12 protein-coding genes are annotated in these 13,895 nt (G+C 62.8%); 4 read left to right on the forward strand and 8 right to left on the reverse strand.

The genetic code is table 11. The annotated features are described in order from the left end of the window. The 4 genes from ACIQUG_RS32680 to rfbF form a co-directional block, all read right to left on the reverse strand. Positions 1-978, reverse strand: coding sequence for an NAD-dependent epimerase/dehydratase family protein (locus tag ACIQUG_RS32680; protein ID WP_402326477.1), 978 nt, complete (start codon positions 976-978; stop codon positions 1-3). Positions 979-1,068: 90 nt separating this feature from the next. Further along, the gene (locus tag ACIQUG_RS32685; RefSeq protein WP_402326478.1) at positions 1,069-2,307 is read right to left on the reverse strand and encodes a DegT/DnrJ/EryC1/StrS family aminotransferase; all 1,239 of its coding nucleotides are present in this window, start codon (positions 2,305-2,307) and stop codon (positions 1,069-1,071) included. Next, on the reverse strand, positions 2,297-3,454 hold the full coding sequence (gene rfbG / locus ACIQUG_RS32690) for a CDP-glucose 4,6-dehydratase (protein WP_402326479.1): 1,158 nt from the start codon (positions 3,452-3,454) through the stop codon (positions 2,297-2,299). Before rfbG ends, ACIQUG_RS32685 begins: the two co-directional genes overlap by 11 nt. Positions 3,455-3,457: 3 nt before the next feature. Next, a complete protein-coding gene (rfbF, locus tag ACIQUG_RS32695; protein WP_052201503.1) occupies positions 3,458-4,282 on the reverse strand; it encodes a glucose-1-phosphate cytidylyltransferase in 825 nt (274 codons plus the stop codon). Positions 4,283-4,685: 403 nt separating this feature from the next. Between rfbF and ACIQUG_RS32700 the strand changes: the two genes are divergently transcribed. Then, positions 4,686-6,323, forward strand: coding sequence for a glycosyltransferase family 39 protein (locus ACIQUG_RS32700; RefSeq protein ID WP_402326481.1), 1,638 nt, complete (start codon positions 4,686-4,688; stop codon positions 6,321-6,323). 39 nt (positions 6,324-6,362) lie between these two features. Here the strand turns inward: ACIQUG_RS32700 and ACIQUG_RS32705 are convergent, their stop codons facing one another. The 3 genes from ACIQUG_RS32705 to ACIQUG_RS32715 all read right to left on the reverse strand — a co-directional run bounded on the left by ACIQUG_RS32705 (position 6,363) and on the right by ACIQUG_RS32715 (position 9,414). Next, positions 6,363-7,466, reverse strand: a complete 1,104-nt coding sequence (locus tag ACIQUG_RS32705; protein ID WP_402326548.1) for a glycosyltransferase family 4 protein — start codon at positions 7,464-7,466, stop codon at positions 6,363-6,365. A 72-nt stretch (positions 7,467-7,538) separates the two neighbouring features. After that, complete coding sequence (locus ACIQUG_RS32710; RefSeq protein ID WP_402326483.1) at positions 7,539-8,198, reverse strand: response regulator; 660 nt, start codon at positions 8,196-8,198, stop codon at positions 7,539-7,541. 130 nt (positions 8,199-8,328) lie between these two features. Beyond that, positions 8,329-9,414 (reverse strand): glycosyltransferase, encoded by a 1,086-nt coding sequence (locus tag ACIQUG_RS32715; protein WP_043610801.1) that lies wholly within the window; start codon positions 9,412-9,414, stop codon positions 8,329-8,331. 428 nt (positions 9,415-9,842) lie between these two features. Between ACIQUG_RS32715 and ACIQUG_RS32720 the strand changes: the two genes are divergently transcribed. The 3 genes from ACIQUG_RS32720 to ACIQUG_RS32730 all read left to right on the forward strand — a co-directional run bounded on the left by ACIQUG_RS32720 (position 9,843) and on the right by ACIQUG_RS32730 (position 12,511). Continuing rightward, positions 9,843-10,748 carry a methionyl-tRNA formyltransferase gene (locus tag ACIQUG_RS32720; RefSeq protein ID WP_402326485.1) on the forward strand — a complete coding sequence of 302 codons (906 nt, stop codon included), beginning with the start codon at positions 9,843-9,845 and terminating at the stop codon, positions 10,746-10,748. Positions 10,749-10,836: 88 nt separating this feature from the next. Next, positions 10,837-11,808 carry an ATP-grasp domain-containing protein gene (locus ACIQUG_RS32725; RefSeq protein ID WP_402326487.1) on the forward strand — a complete coding sequence of 324 codons (972 nt, stop codon included), beginning with the start codon at positions 10,837-10,839 and terminating at the stop codon, positions 11,806-11,808. Between the two features lie 4 nt (positions 11,809-11,812). Next, positions 11,813-12,511, forward strand: a complete 699-nt coding sequence (locus ACIQUG_RS32730) for an HAD family hydrolase (RefSeq protein ID WP_402326488.1) — start codon at positions 11,813-11,815, stop codon at positions 12,509-12,511. Between the two features lie 78 nt (positions 12,512-12,589). Here ACIQUG_RS32730 and ACIQUG_RS32735 read toward each other — a convergent pair whose 3' ends face one another. Then, positions 12,590-13,780 carry a calcium-binding protein gene (locus tag ACIQUG_RS32735; protein WP_402326489.1) on the reverse strand — a complete coding sequence of 397 codons (1,191 nt, stop codon included), beginning with the start codon at positions 13,778-13,780 and terminating at the stop codon, positions 12,590-12,592. Positions 13,781-13,895 lie beyond the last annotated feature (115 nt).

A 13,895-nucleotide genomic window follows, 5' to 3' on the forward strand; every position in this document is an offset into this window, starting at 1 on the left:
TCAGACGGTCTTGCGCGATGCGTGGCCATCGTTCGAGGCCGGCGGTACGACGGCCCTGTGCCATGCGATGGTGCGGGCCAGCCCTTCCGCAAACGGTATGCGGGCGCTCCAGCCGAACAGATCCTTGGCGCGCCCCGGCGCTGCCCGGAAATCGCGGATGCCGCCTGTCGAGGTGGCCGAGCCGTATTCGATGAGGGCGGGGTCGGCGCCGGTTTGTTCGACGATCAGGCGTGCGACCTCACGCATCGGCGGGGCGATGCCGGTTGCGACATTGACGAGCCGGGTGCTGACCGGCGCATCGGCAATCCGCAGCAGCGCCTCGACGACATCGTCGACATAGAGCAGGTCGCGCCGGTCGCTGGGATGGCGTACGAGGCAACGCTGGCCGGCAAGGCAACGCTCGATGAAGGACGGGATCATGAATTCGGTCGATTGCCTCGGGCCAAAGACAAGCGCCAGCCGTGCGGTGATCACCGGAAAGGGCAGGCGTGTCTGCAACCCGCCGATGAAATGGGTCGCGGCCGTCAGTTCGGCGCCATAGGCGTTTACCGGGATTTCGCGGCTGTCTTCCTCGTAGGGGGCGGGTGTCGCACCATATTCGGCAAGCGATCCGGTTCGGATGATCTTTCGCGGTGGATGGCGCAGCGCGCTTGCCGCGCCGAGCAGGCCGAGCAATGCATTGAGATGTTCGCGGATGCCGGCCTTGGCGTCGTTGAGTTCCGCCTCTTCCCGCCGGCGTGTACGGGCGGCGAGATGGAAGACGATTTCCGGCTCGACGTCCTGCAGGCAACGCCGCATGGCATCGTCGGACTGAAGGTCGAAATTGTGCCGGATGAACGCACCGTCGACGGCCTCGAGCCGGCTGTCTTCCGAGCCGGGCCGCACCACCACATGCACTTCATGGCGCGCGTCGAGGCAGGTTCGCGTCAGATGCGAACCAATGAAACCAGCGGCACCGGTGATCAATATTCTCGACATGCGCCTCTTCTCATCTACGCGTGACCGCCGAGGACCGAAGATCCGTCTGACGCGCCTCCCCTTGGCCGGAGAGGCGCGTTTCGTGTTCGCTCAGAAGAACGAGGCCGGCTGATGATCCCGGCGCTTTGTGGCGCCAGAGCTTGCATACCGCTGGGCGAAATCACGGAAGGACTGGTGGATATGGTCCAGGTGCGCCTGCGTCAGGCCGTGGTGGCAGGCAAGCAGGATGCCGCCGCGCATCACGTCGTCGGCGACCGGATAGCCGCGCGGTTCGACCTTGCTGTGAACGCCACTCATCGCCGGCTGGCGCAGGATGTTTCCGGTAAACACCGGACGGGTCTGGATGTCGCGCTGTTCCAGGAAGATCTGCATCTCCCGGCGGGTGAACGGCGCATCGGCGCGCACGGTCATCGGGTAGGCGAGCCATCCGGTTCGCGAAAGCGGCAATTGCTCTGGCAGCACGAACCAGTCCTCGTAGGTCTCGAAGAAGGCGCGCTGCTTGGCGAAGTTGCGCTCTCGCGCATCGATGTTCTGCTGCAGTCGGTCGAGTTGGACGAGCCCGAACGCCGCGCCCATTTCGGACGGTTCGATGTTGAAGCCCAGCACCTCGAACACGAACTTGGCGTCATAATCGAAGCCGTCGAGATCGATGTTGAACCGGTTCTCGATGGTCTCGGATTCGACAAAGAGTGAGGATGTTCGGCCCCAGGAGCGATAGAGCATCGCCTTGCGCGCCAGTTCGTCGTCGTTGACGCAGACCATGCCGCCGTTGCCCGCCGCGGTGATGACGTGTGAGCCGTAGAAGCTGGTCGTGCTGATATCGGACCGCGCGCCGGTGCTGGTGTCCCTGATCGTCGCGCCCAGCGTGTCGGCGCTGTCTTCGATCACCAGCAGTTTGTGCGCGTCGGCGATGGCGCGAATGCGATCCCAGTCAGGCAAATTCCCGATCAGCGATGGGATCATCACCGCCTTCGTCTTCCTGGTAATCATCCGCTCGATCGCATCGACATCGATATTGTAGGTGCCTTCGACAACGTCGACGAATGCCGGGACAAGACCGGCGCGCACGATCGGGGCGACGGTCGTCGCAAAGGTCAATGCGGGCGTGATGACCTCGGATCCCTTCGGAAGGTCGGCGATTTCGATGGCGAGATGGTTCGCAGACGAACCGGAGTTCACCATGATGCCATGCCGTTTCGCGAAGAGCGTCGCGACACGTTCCTGCATCGTCCTGACGGCCGCGCCCATCTGTGTCGATGAGCGCAGGACTGCCACAACGGCGTCGATCTCTTCCTGACCGTAAACGGACTGTCCGTAATTAACTCGCATCTTTCCAATCTCCGATGTCGCGCAATGGCAATGGTCTTGCTTCGTGTTCGACTTCCTGTTTCCAAGCGGCGGCGTATTGCTCGATCTGATGCTCCGAGAACGACCGGATGTTTCTCGGATCTTCCCGGTACCTGCGGTACCAGGCGACAGTCATGGCCACGGTGTCGCGCAGGCGCAGCACCGGCTTCCAGCCGAGTTCCGTGCGGGCCTTGGTGCTGTCGAGGCGCAGGATGGTCGACTCCACCGGCGCGTTTACCTGCGGCTCGACGATGTATTTCGGTGGCGCGTCGCCCCATTGGCCGACGACCATGTCGGCAAGCGTTCCGACATTGACGGTCGCTTCCTGGTCGGGGCCGAAATTCCAGCCGCCGGCAAAGCGCGTTCTGCCGTGAAGCAGGTGCGCCGCCAGCATCATGTAACCGCGAAGCGGCTCGAAGACGTGCTGCCATGGCCGGATGCTCGCCGGATTGCGCAGCCGGGCCGGGCTGCCGCCTTCCACCGACCGGACCAGGTCGGGCACGAGCCTGTCGGCGCCCCAGTCGCCGCCGCCGATGACGTTGCCGGCGCGCACGCTGACAAGTTGCGGTCCGTTGGGTTCATTGAAGAACGAGGATCGATAGGCGGCTGCGACGAGTTCGGCGCAGCCTTTCGACGAACTGTAGGGATCGCGCCCGCCCATCGGGTCGTTCTCCCGATAACCCCAGACCCATTCGCGGTTCTCGTAGCACTTGTCGCTGGTGACGACGATCACGCCCTTCAGGGACTTCATGCGCCTTGCCGCATCGAGCACGATGGCGGTGCCGACGACGTTGGTCGCATAGGTGTCGACCGGGCTCTCGAAGGAGGCTCGCACCACAGCCTGCGCGGCCATGTGAATGACGAGATCGAAATCCTGTCCGTCGATTGCCCGCGCCACGTCGGCGGCAGAGCGGATGTCGCCCTCGTGGCCGTCGATGACATCGTCGAGGCCGGTCGCCAGGTAGAAGGACGGCGTCGACGGTGGCAGCGACAGGCCGACCACCGTTGCACCCAGTCGCCTCAGCCAGAGCGAGAGCCAGCCTCCCTTGAAACCGGTGTGTCCCGTGACCAGGATCTTTCGACCACGGAACGCCTCGGCAAGGTCAGCCTCGCTGGTGATCAAAGCCATGTCCTACATCCGTACGTGATGGGTGGACGGTGCGGCTGTCGCGGCGGCCAGGTGATCGCGTTCGAAGTGCAGCCACGGCGGATCTTCGCTTTCGCACAGGCCGTTCAGGTAATCGCGATCGCGCACCGTATCCATCGGATGCCAGAAGCCGTGATGCTTGTAGGCAAACAGCTGACCGTCCCGGGCAAGATTGGTCAGCGGCGACATTTCCAGCGGTTCGGAAAGGCTCGGGATGTAGTCGAGCACGCCAGGTTCAAAGACGAAGAAGCCGCCGTTGATCCAGGTTTCCTTCTTCTGCACCTTCTCGGTGAACTCGACGACCTGGTCGCCTTCGATCTCGAGGTTGCCGAAGCGGGCCGGAGGCTGAACGGCGGTGACCGTCGCAAGGCGCCCGTGCGAGCGGTGAAACGCCAGCAGCGCCTCGATGTCGATGTTTCCGACGCCGTCCGAATAGGTCACCATGAAGGGCTCGTTGTCGAGCCATTCGCGCAGGCGCAGGAGCCGACCGCCGGTCATCGTCGACAGGCCGGTGTCCACGACAGAGACATTCCAGTCGAGCGGATGATTGGGGTGCAGCACCATCGAGCCACTTCCGAGCGCGACGGTAAAGTCCGCGGTCGACAGATGGAAGTTATGGAAGAAGCTCTTGATCGACATGCATTTATAGCCGCCGGCCACGACGAAGTCGCGGTGCCCCCAGTGGCTGTAAATATCCATGACGTGAAGAATGATGGGTTTGCCACCAATCTCAACCATCGGCTTAGGAATACGCGTGGTTTCCTCGGCCAGGCGCGAGCCAAGCCCTCCCGCAAAGAGAACGACTTTCATAGCGGTCTCCAAGAAGATATGTTTGGGATAGTGTTGACGTCTCAGGTTTTATTCATGAGCAATCGCGATCCAATGCGCGATTTGAGCGTTTTCAATAACTGATAAAAATGCACGTCAATAAAGGCAGGCGGTTACCTGCGCGCTACGGAATATGTCTGGATAAATCCCAGGGTTTCCGTTATGTTAAGTAACTAATATACAAGAAATACCTTATATTCTGCTGGGCCGCAAGCCTTTTTACGTGTCAGGTTTATCCCTGCACACTTGTCGGGGTTGTCCCGCTAGGGCGTGCGCCACTGCGCATTACGATCCTGTGTGATCCATTTGAAGTCGTGTGCGACCGCATCGTTCCCGTCGCCAGCCTGTATTTTATACTTCGTCTATTTTTGTTCGGAGTTTTTATATGACCTATCCAGCAAGTGTTTCTTCGGAAAGACCGGGTTCCGTTGAAGGAAAGTCAGTCGGGATTTTCTATCAAGTTGCCGCAGTCCTGTTCTTCCTGTTCGTTTTTTATTTCCTGTTTCTTCGGATCATGAATTTCGAGATGCGGCGAGACGAGCAGCTGTATGTTCCGCCGGCCAGGCTCTTGAACGACCATGCGCTATACGCCGATTTCTTCTACAATCATCCGCCCGCCTCCGCCTGGTACTTCTACGCCATCAGCAAGCTGACGGGGTCGAGCGACCTGCTTCTAAGCGGTCGCCTCGGTGTCTTTCTCGCCTGGATCCTCCTGACTGTTGCTGTCGGCGGTGTGGTCTATGTGTTGACGCGCTCGGCCTGGGCAACGGTCTGCGTCGGCATCCTGTCGCTGGTGAACGAGTTGTTTCTGACCCAGACGGGTGTCGGCGCCACCAACAATTTCCTGCCGTGGCCGTTCGCCTTTCTCGGCCTCAGTCTCTTTCTTCTCGCCCTGCGTAACGAAAAGCGCCGTTCGTTGATGGTGGCGTTCGCCGGATTTCTGCTGGCCTTGGCCGTGTGCTTCAAATTGAGCGCCATCGCCTTCATCCCGGCCGTCGCCGTGGCCGCATTCCTTCTGCCGCGCTCGCTGGCGCTGAAGGATCGTATCGTGAAGGTCGCGGCGCCGCTGCTCATCGGTGGACTTGTCGGCGGGGCGCCGATCCTCTTCTACCTCGTCAGGGATCCCCAACTCTTTCTGGCGCACGTGGTGCGCTACCATACCGGTCCGCATCCGCAATACTGGCGGCTGATGAGCGGCGACGGGGAGGGCGGGGCGATGTCGCTTGCCCAGAAACTGGTCATGGCGCAGGACATATGGCTTGCGCCAGCCGTGGCCGTTGCGCTTGCCGCACTCATCGCCATCGCGTTCATCGCCTTTGCCCGGCGCACGGACAATGCAGCAGCCGAACCAAGGCTGCGCATCGGGGAGGTGCTGGTCCTTGCCGGCGTGCTCTTCTGCAGTTTTGTGCTGAGCTTCGTTCCGACGCCCGGGTTCCCGCAGTATTTTGCGCCGCCGCTCGTCTGCCTTCCTTTGGCGTTTGGGCTTCTGCTCGAGGCGCTTGGGCCGCGCGCGCTGCCCATGGTGCGGCCGATCCTGCTGTCGGCCGTGCTTGTCGTTCTTGCGGTGAACGCGCCGCGCCTTGGCCAATACCTCGGTAAGGCGACCCATCCGCAGCAGTGGACGACGATGCGCGTGCATGAGGGAGGCGTGACGATTGCCGAGAGGATGCAGGCTGCCGGCGTCACCGGCAAGGTTGCGACGCTCGCGCCCATCTATCCGCTGGAAGGCGGCCTCGATGTCTATGCCGAGCTGGCGACAGGGCCGTTTGCCTACCGCACCGCCGACATGACGAGCCCCGACCTGGCGAAGTACTACAAGATGACATCGCCATCGACGATCGAAGCGCTGTTCGAGAAAGACCCGCCGGCGGCGTTTCTGCTGGGCTTTGAAGACGAACTGGAAAAGCCGATGCGTGCCTTTGCGGAAAGCCACGGCTACGTGCAGTCCGCCTCACTCGGCTTCAAGGACAGATATGGGATTCCGACCCTCTATCTGAAGCCAGCAACGTCGCCCGGATCGTGATCGGGCGATGCGGCGTCGCCTTCCGAAGGCGGCGCCGTGTCAGGTCGATACGCGCGCTGCCGGGTAAAGCGCCTGGGCCTCATCAGGCGCTGCGATGACATCGTCCCATTGCTGAAGGACCGACTGGATGGCGTAGCGCGCGGCAACCGCGCGCGCGCCCATGGCGCCGATCTGCTGCCGGAGCGTTGCGTCGGCCGCTAGGCGGACCATGGCCTCTGCCAGCCGGTGCGTGTCCTCCTTGGGGACGAGCACCCCAACGGCCGGCGTGTCGATGATTTCCGACGGTCCCCAGGGGCAATCGAAGGCGATGCTGGCAAGGCCGGCGGACATCGCCTCAAGCAGCACGTTCGGGAACCCTTCGAAGCGCGAACTGAGGACGAACATATCACCGGCGTTGATCCATTCGACCGGGGATTTCGTCGTGCCGGGCAGCCGAACGCGGTTCGAAAGGCCGAGACGTCGGACCTGTTCCTCGAGCGCCGGCCGTTCCGGGCCCTCGCCGAAGATGGTCAGCGTCATGTTCGGCGCGCGCCCGGCGACATCGGCAAAGGCGTCTATCAGCAGATCGAAGCCCTTCTGCCTGTCCAGGCGGCCGACGGCCAGCAGCCGGGTGCTGGTGCCTGACTGTCTGTCACGCACATGCTGAAGCGTGATCGGGTTGGGGATGATCACGGCCTTGGCTTTGAGGGCCGGCGGCAGCGAATTGGCCGCTTCCGTCGTCTGCATCACCAGCCGCTCCGCCAGGCGGGCCGCCAACGGCCGCGCCAATCGCCACAGCCCGTTCATGTCTTGCGTGTTGAAGTTGTTTCGTTCGGAAAGGACGAGCCGCAGGCCGAGGCCGCGGCTGGCAAGCACGACCATGATGTTGACCTTCGTCAGAAAGGAGATGACGAGGTCGGGCGACAGGGCGCGCAGGCGCGCGCGCAATCGGGCGATACGCTCGGCCGTCCTGAACACAGGCACCGACGAGCCGCCGCCGAGCGCTTCGACGCGGACGGAGCGGTCGTAGGCGAAGTAGGTCTCAGGGGTTTCCGCATTGAGCGCGAGCACGTGCACGTCGTCACCGCGGGCCGAGCGATGGCGCGCGAGGATGTTGACGACCTTTTCTGCGCCGCCGGCACCAAGCCCCGAAAGCACGAACACAATTCGCAATGGCGGCTCCTGTCTCGATTGGGACAGGCGGACAATCCCGCCTGCGCCCGACCCGACCACGGCCTAGACGGCGCTCATCCAGCCGTGGGTCAAGGCGAAATGGACAATCTGCGCCCGCGTGTGGAGCTGTAGCTTCTCCGTCGCGCGGGCCTTGTAGGTTTCGATCGATTTGACGCTCACATTGGCGCGCGCGCCGATTTCCTTGTTGGAGTACCCAAGGGCGACGAGGCGCAGAACGTCCTGCTCGCGACGGGTCAGCCCCGGCACACCGGCCGCCTTCAACGCGCGCGATCCGGGGCTTGGCGCCGCGCGGGTCAGTTCCTGGGCGGTCGGCGGGTCGAGATAGAGCCCGCCATGCGTGACGGAGCGAACGGCAAGCAGCAGGTGCTCGGGCGCCGAGCATTTCTGGATGAAGCCCTTGACGCCGATCTGAAGCGCCTGCTGTGCGTAGGAACGTTCCGGGTAAATCGTCATCACCACAACATAGGCCGAAAGCTGCTGCTTGAGGATTTGTTCGGCGAGCGTAAGGCCGCTCATGTCGGGAAGGGCGATATCGATGACCGAAACGTCGGGCCCGGTTTCCTTGATCAGCGCCAGCGCGTCCGCACCTGTTCCAGCCGCGCCGACGCAGACGATATCGCTGGTCGTATCGATCGTCGCGCGGGCGCCGACGATGACGAGCGGATGGTCGTCGATGATGACTGTGCGTATCGGCGTCGTCATGATGCCCGCCTGACTGTCGGCGCCAAGTCCGCCGGCATTCGCGTAGGTCGAGCCCCCTTGTCGTTGTCGTTCATGTGTCGGTCCCCCTCTCCGAATTCTCTTTCCGCAGCTTGAGCCGTGCGGTGGCTTGCTAGAAGTTCCTCAGGAAATTGGAGTAACGCCGTTCGATGTTGTGCAGCGTGTATTCGCTTTCGATGCGATCGCGGGCGAGATGCGCGTAGCGGGCATATTCCTCCGGCGACAGGTCGAGCACCTTGCGCATGGCGTCGGCAAAGGCCTCAGGATTGCGCGCAGGCACGACGATCCCGGCATTGCCGGCAACCTCTGCCGCGTCTCCGACGTCCGTTGCCACCACCATTTTCGCGTAGCTCATGGCCTCGGCAACAACATTCGGAAAGCCCTCGGTTCTGGAGGACAAAGCGAGAATGTCGATGCTGCGGTAGAAATCCTCCATGTCCGCGACTTCGCCTCTGAGGTCGATGGCCTCGCTTGGCAATCCAGCATCGGCAATCAGCCGCACGACTTCGGGATTGTCCCAGGCCAACCCACGTCCGGCGGCGAGGAAGCGCGTGTCGGGATGGGTGCGCAACACCGAAGCGGCGGCGCGAAAGAAGGTGGCGTGGTCCTTTTGCGGGTGGAAGCGTGCGACGATGCCGATCCGCCGCGGCGGCGCCTCATGGCCGGCCGCCACCGCGGGGATTTCGAAGCCGTTCGGGATGACAACCGAATTCAGGTTACGGTAGCCGTAGGCGCGGTGCATTTCGCGGGCGCGCGACGAATTGTAGATGATGCCGGAGGCCGAACCGGAGAGCACCCGGGCAGCAGCGATCGCCACATGGGAGCTTCGCGACAGCGAGGCGACGTCATCGAGCGACTGGCGAACATTCCAGATGACCGGGGTGGCGCGGCGCGCAAGTTTGGCAGCGACCGTGCCGACCACCATGGCGTGGTACATCCAGCAGAGCATGACGCTCGGCTTTTCCTGGCGGATGATGTTGGCAAGCCGCATCGTACCCTGCAGAATGGCCGGGAGCGAGTGCGCGCCAAGCGCCACATACTCGACGCGCGGATTGTCCGCGAGGTCACGGTTTCGCGCCGAGACATCGAGTAGCGACACGACCATGACGCGTTCGTCAGACGACGCCTTGAGCAGGCGCGCGAGCATCGTCTCAGCTCCGGCGCTTGCGCTGAAATTGGTGATCAAATGCAAAATCATACCGTGGATCCGAAGTTGCGCCGCCGTTAGGGCATTCCTCCGCATTCCCTGAGCCTGACGACGGGGCACACTGGCGTGTATCCCGGCGCTGGTCACAAGCATTAAATTCCTGGGCGCGCCATGCACGCCAGGACATCAACTTCCTATTGCCTCGAATTTGGAGGGCACATCGGATGCGATCATTTCTGAAATAGGTTCGTACTCTAAATTGGCCTTCCAGAGCGCACCCTAGAAAAGCAGTGGATTCAAGATACAACGGCAGACACTGTCATGCAATTATTCTCTTGCAGTATAGCCCGGCTCTGAAATAGCATCCCGTCATATCATACTTGAAATACATTTATATCGCCCGGATGGGTTATTTCTTCCCTTGGTTGTGATCCGAGTTGTATATTGCGCTCTGACACATTGTGCATTTGAGAACCAAAATGCGTTTTGCTCTGGTTGGTGCCGTCGAAGGATCCCGGATCGCGCTCGATGCCCTGTTGGCGAAGGGGATGCTGCCCTCCCTGGTGGTTACGCTGCCGCCGGAGGCTGCGGATCGCCATTCCGATTTCGCGGACTTGACGACGCCGGCGCGCGCGGCGGGCAGCGCGGTCTGCCACACGACCAATGTGAACGCCGAAGACACGCTTGCAGCCGTTCGCGCCTGCGACCCGGACCTCGTCCTGGTCCTCGGCTGGTCGCAGATCTGCCGCCAAGCCTTCCGTGCCATCCCGAGGCTCGGGGTGATCGGTTTTCACCCGTCGGCGCTGCCGCGCCTGCGAGGCAGGGGTGTTATCCCCTGGACCATCCTGCTTGACGAAAAGACGACGGGTTCGTCGCTCTTCTGGATCGACGAGGGCACGGATTCCGGCCCCATCATCCTGCAGCGCCTGTTTCCCGTCGCGCCGGACGAGACGGCGCGCAGTCTTTACGGCAAGCATGTGCGCAATCTCGCGGAGATGGTGCCGGAGGCTGTTGAATTGGCGGCAGCGGGCAGGGCGCCGCGGGTCGAGCAGGACCACAGCCTGGCGAACTATTGCGCAAAGCGTGTCGCCGAGGATGGCCTGATCGACTGGCAGCGGCCGGCGGCTGAGGTGCTGCGCCTGATCAGGGCGGTAGGCGAACCCTATCCTGGCGCCTTTTCGCGTCAGGACGGAAGGGTCGTCCATTTCGATGCGGCGCGGGCCTTCGCGGAGTCCTTTCGCTACATCGGCCTTGCCGCGCAAGTTCAGACCCATACGGCGGATGGTTTCACCGTCATGTGCGGAGACCGGCAGTGCATCGAGGTAACCGCGTGGCGTACAGCCGACGGCCGGCGCCCCCCAGTGCACAGCAAGTTGGGAGCGTGATCGCGCGGGCATTGGCATCGGGTTCAGTCGGGCGGGGCTGCGGCGATTGCCTTGACCCCTCGTCCTAACAGTCAAGGAGAAGGCGTGTATGGCGTACCGGTCGTTCAAGATCCTCGTCTCTTCCGCGGGAAGACGTGTTGGCCTGATCGAGTGCTTTCGTCGGGCAGCGCGCGCGCTGGACATCGATATCCAGATTCTGGCCTGCGACCTTGATCCCGATCTGAGCGCCGCCTGCGCCGTCGCCGACCGGGCTTTCTCGGTCCCTGCCTATAATCACCCGGAGTTCACCGACCGCCTGGCGGAAATCGCGCGGGCGCATGATGTGCGCCTGCTCGTGCCTACGATCGATCCCGAACTTGTGCCGCTTGCGGGTGCGGCGGGGGATTTCGCCGGCTTCGATTGCCGCGTGCATGTGAGCACTTCGGCTGTCATCGACGTCGTGCGCGACAAGCTCGAAACCATGCGCGTGCTCGACGCGGCCGGAGTACCGGTCCCGCGAACCGGTATGCTGGAGGAGGTTCGCGGCGAGCTTTCGCGTTGGAACTGGCCGCTGTTCCTCAAGCCCAATGCCGGGAGCGCAAGCCGCTCGATCAGCATGGTGCGCTCAATGGCCGATCTGCCGGAAACGACCGCAGAGCCGATGATCCTGCAGCAATATCTCGACGGCCCGGAGCATACGGTCAATGCGTTCGTCGATGACGGCGGCACTTTGCAGTCGGTCATTTCGCATCGACGCTTGCGCATAAGGGCAGGCGAAGTCGAAAAGGGCGTCACCGAGCGTCATCCGGTGCATCGGGCGATGGCCGAGGGCATCTTGCGGGCGTTGCCGGACTTGCGCGGCGCGTTCTGTTTCCAGGTCATGGACGATCGGCTCACTGGTCCGCGGGTGATCGAAATCAATGCCCGTTTCGGCGGTGGCTATCCGCTCGTTGACCATGCCGGCGCGACCTTTGCGCAATGGCTGCTTGAGGAAGTGGCGGGCTTGCCGAGAACGGCGCACGACGATTGGCGCGAAGGCGTGCTGATGCTGCGATACGATGCAGCGGTCTTCAGGGGATAGGCGGATGGGCGAGCAGGTGCTTGTCTTCGATCTCGACGATACGCTTTATCTGGAGCGGGATTTCGCCCTAAGCGGCTTCAGGGCCGTTGATGCCTGGCTGGCGCACCATCTGGGCGTAGAAGGCTTCGCCGGGCATTGCGAGGCAGTTGCTGCGCGCGGACACAGCGGGCGCGTTTTCGATATGGCCCTGGCGGCGATGGGCATTGCGCCTGACGAGGCGCTGGTAAGCCAGTTGGTTGCGGTCTATCGCGGACACCAGCCCGAAATCTCTCTGGCAAACGATGCGCGCCGCTATCTGGAGCGTGCGCGTGTCGGCCGAAGGGCGATCATCACCGACGGGCCCGCGGCCACGCAACAGGCCAAGGTCAAGGCGCTGGGGCTCGAAGCCCTGGTCGACCGGGTGATCTTCACTGACCTTTGGGGGAGAGAATTCTGGAAGCCGCACGCACGGGCCTATGAGGCGATCGAGGCCTGGGCTGACGTCAAGTCGGACACTCTAGTCTATATTGCCGACAATCCGCTCAAGGATTTCGTCACACCGCGCCGGCGCGGATGGCAAACTGTGATGGTGGCGCGCGAAGCGCGGGTCCACCGCACGGCGGCACCGGACGAGGCGCACCAGGCCGACACGCGTATCAGCGATCTCGATGAACTGGACGACGCCTTGCGATCACTCGCCGCGGGCGAAGCGGTCTCCCGCTGAGTTATCTGCCGGTGAAGGCAGGGACGGGTGGTAGTGGCGGCCGCGAAGCGCGTATTCAAACCCGCGGCCGCCGGTATTTTATGCGAAGGTGAAGTCCGCGGCGCTGAAGTTGGCCGCAGACAGAGTACCGTTCGGATCGTCGACGACGATCGAGAACGCGTGACCAGCCGAATCCTGCGCCTTGAGGATCACGTCGCCGCTCGGGTCGTCATAGGCATAGACCGTGCCGGGGCCACCGGTGTTGGCGTAGCGGGTGATGCCGAGCTTTTCGAGAACGATGCGATCGAGGCCATCCTGGTAGTCCATGATGGTATCCTGGCCGACGAGCGCGCCGGCGCCCTTGAGCACGAAGCGGTCGGCGTCGGCGCCGCCCCAGAGGAAATCGGAGCCGCTCTCGCCGATAAGCGTGTCCTTGCCGGCATCGCCACGGATCGTGTCGTTGCCGTTGCCGCCATAGAACAGGTCATCGCCATCGCCGCCGTTCAGCGTGTCGTTGCCGTCTTCGCCGCTGATGCTGTCGTTGCCGCCATCACCATAGACGAGGTCGTCGCCTGCGCCGACGCTGATCCTGTCGACGCCGGCACCGCCATGGGCCTCGTCACGACCGCTCTCGGAATCGAGAATGTCGTTGCCGTCGCCGCCGTCGAGATAGTTGTCGCCGTCGCCGCCGTCGACCCGGTCATCGCCGATGCCGCCATAGACGTGGTCATTGCCGGATTGGCCCTTGAGCGCGTCGTTGCCGCCTTCGCCATAGATGTAGTCGTCGCCGGCGCCGCCGCCGACGGCCTGCGTCGTCAATTTGCCGGTCGCCGGGTTGATGCGGTTGACGAAACCGTCGTTGCCGTCGCCGGCATAGATGATGTCGTTGCCGGCGCCACCGTCGATGTATTCTTCGCCGGCGCCGCCGTAGAAGGTATCGTTGCCGGCACCGCCGAGCATGGTGTCGTGGCCATCGCCGCCGTCGAGGATGTCGTCGCCGTCCTCGCCGTCGAAGATGTCGTTGCCCAGGCCACCGACGAAGTGGTCGTTGCCAAGGCCGCCATCGAAGGAGTCGTTGCCGACGCCGCCTTCAGCATAATCGTCGCCTGGACCGGCCTTGAAGAAGTCGTTGCCGTCGCCACCGTACATGCGGTCGTTGCCGTCGCCACCGTCGAGATAGTCGTCTCCCGCATAGCCCCAAAGGCTATCGTCGCCCGCATATCCATAAATTGTGTCAGCTACGTTCGTGCCATAAAGCGTGTCAGCTACGGGTCTTCCCTTAACGATCATGTTTCCATCCTTTATTAGTGGGGCAGAATACGCGCCGTTGCTTTTACCGACCGCCGCGCAAAGACAGCAAGCGACCGGAGCGTGTGAAAACTGTGATCTGTCGCGTTCAATGGTG

It is taken from the genome of Ensifer sp. NPDC090286, assembly GCF_044769565.1.
In the GTDB taxonomy this organism is placed as follows: Bacteria; Pseudomonadota; Alphaproteobacteria; order Rhizobiales; family Rhizobiaceae; genus Ensifer.

Bases quoted from the DNA above. Each gene is read 5' to 3' on its own strand.
- ACIQUG_RS32680 (WP_402326477.1), bottom strand. From the start codon at position 978: ATGTCGAGAATATTGATCACCGGTGCCGCTGGTTTCATTGGTTCGCAT.
- ACIQUG_RS32685 (WP_402326478.1), bottom strand. From the start codon at position 2,307: ATGCGAGTTAATTACGGACAGTCCGTTTACGGTCAGGAAGAGATCGAC.
- rfbG (WP_402326479.1), bottom strand. From the start codon at position 3,454: ATGGCTTTGATCACCAGCGAGGCTGACCTTGCCGAGGCGTTCCGTGGT.
- rfbF (WP_052201503.1), bottom strand. From the start codon at position 4,282: ATGAAAGTCGTTCTCTTTGCGGGAGGGCTTGGCTCGCGCCTGGCCGAG.
- ACIQUG_RS32700 (WP_402326481.1), top strand. From the start codon at position 4,686: ATGACCTATCCAGCAAGTGTTTCTTCGGAAAGACCGGGTTCCGTTGAA.
- ACIQUG_RS32710 (WP_402326483.1), bottom strand. From the start codon at position 8,198: ATGACGACGCCGATACGCACAGTCATCATCGACGACCATCCGCTCGTC.
- ACIQUG_RS32715 (WP_043610801.1), bottom strand. From the start codon at position 9,414: ATGATTTTGCATTTGATCACCAATTTCAGCGCAAGCGCCGGAGCTGAG.
- ACIQUG_RS32720 (WP_402326485.1), top strand. From the start codon at position 9,843: ATGCGTTTTGCTCTGGTTGGTGCCGTCGAAGGATCCCGGATCGCGCTC.
- ACIQUG_RS32725 (WP_402326487.1), top strand. From the start codon at position 10,837: ATGGCGTACCGGTCGTTCAAGATCCTCGTCTCTTCCGCGGGAAGACGT.
- ACIQUG_RS32730 (WP_402326488.1), top strand. From the start codon at position 11,813: ATGGGCGAGCAGGTGCTTGTCTTCGATCTCGACGATACGCTTTATCTG.
- ACIQUG_RS32735 (WP_402326489.1), bottom strand. From the start codon at position 13,780: ATGATCGTTAAGGGAAGACCCGTAGCTGACACGCTTTATGGCACGAAC.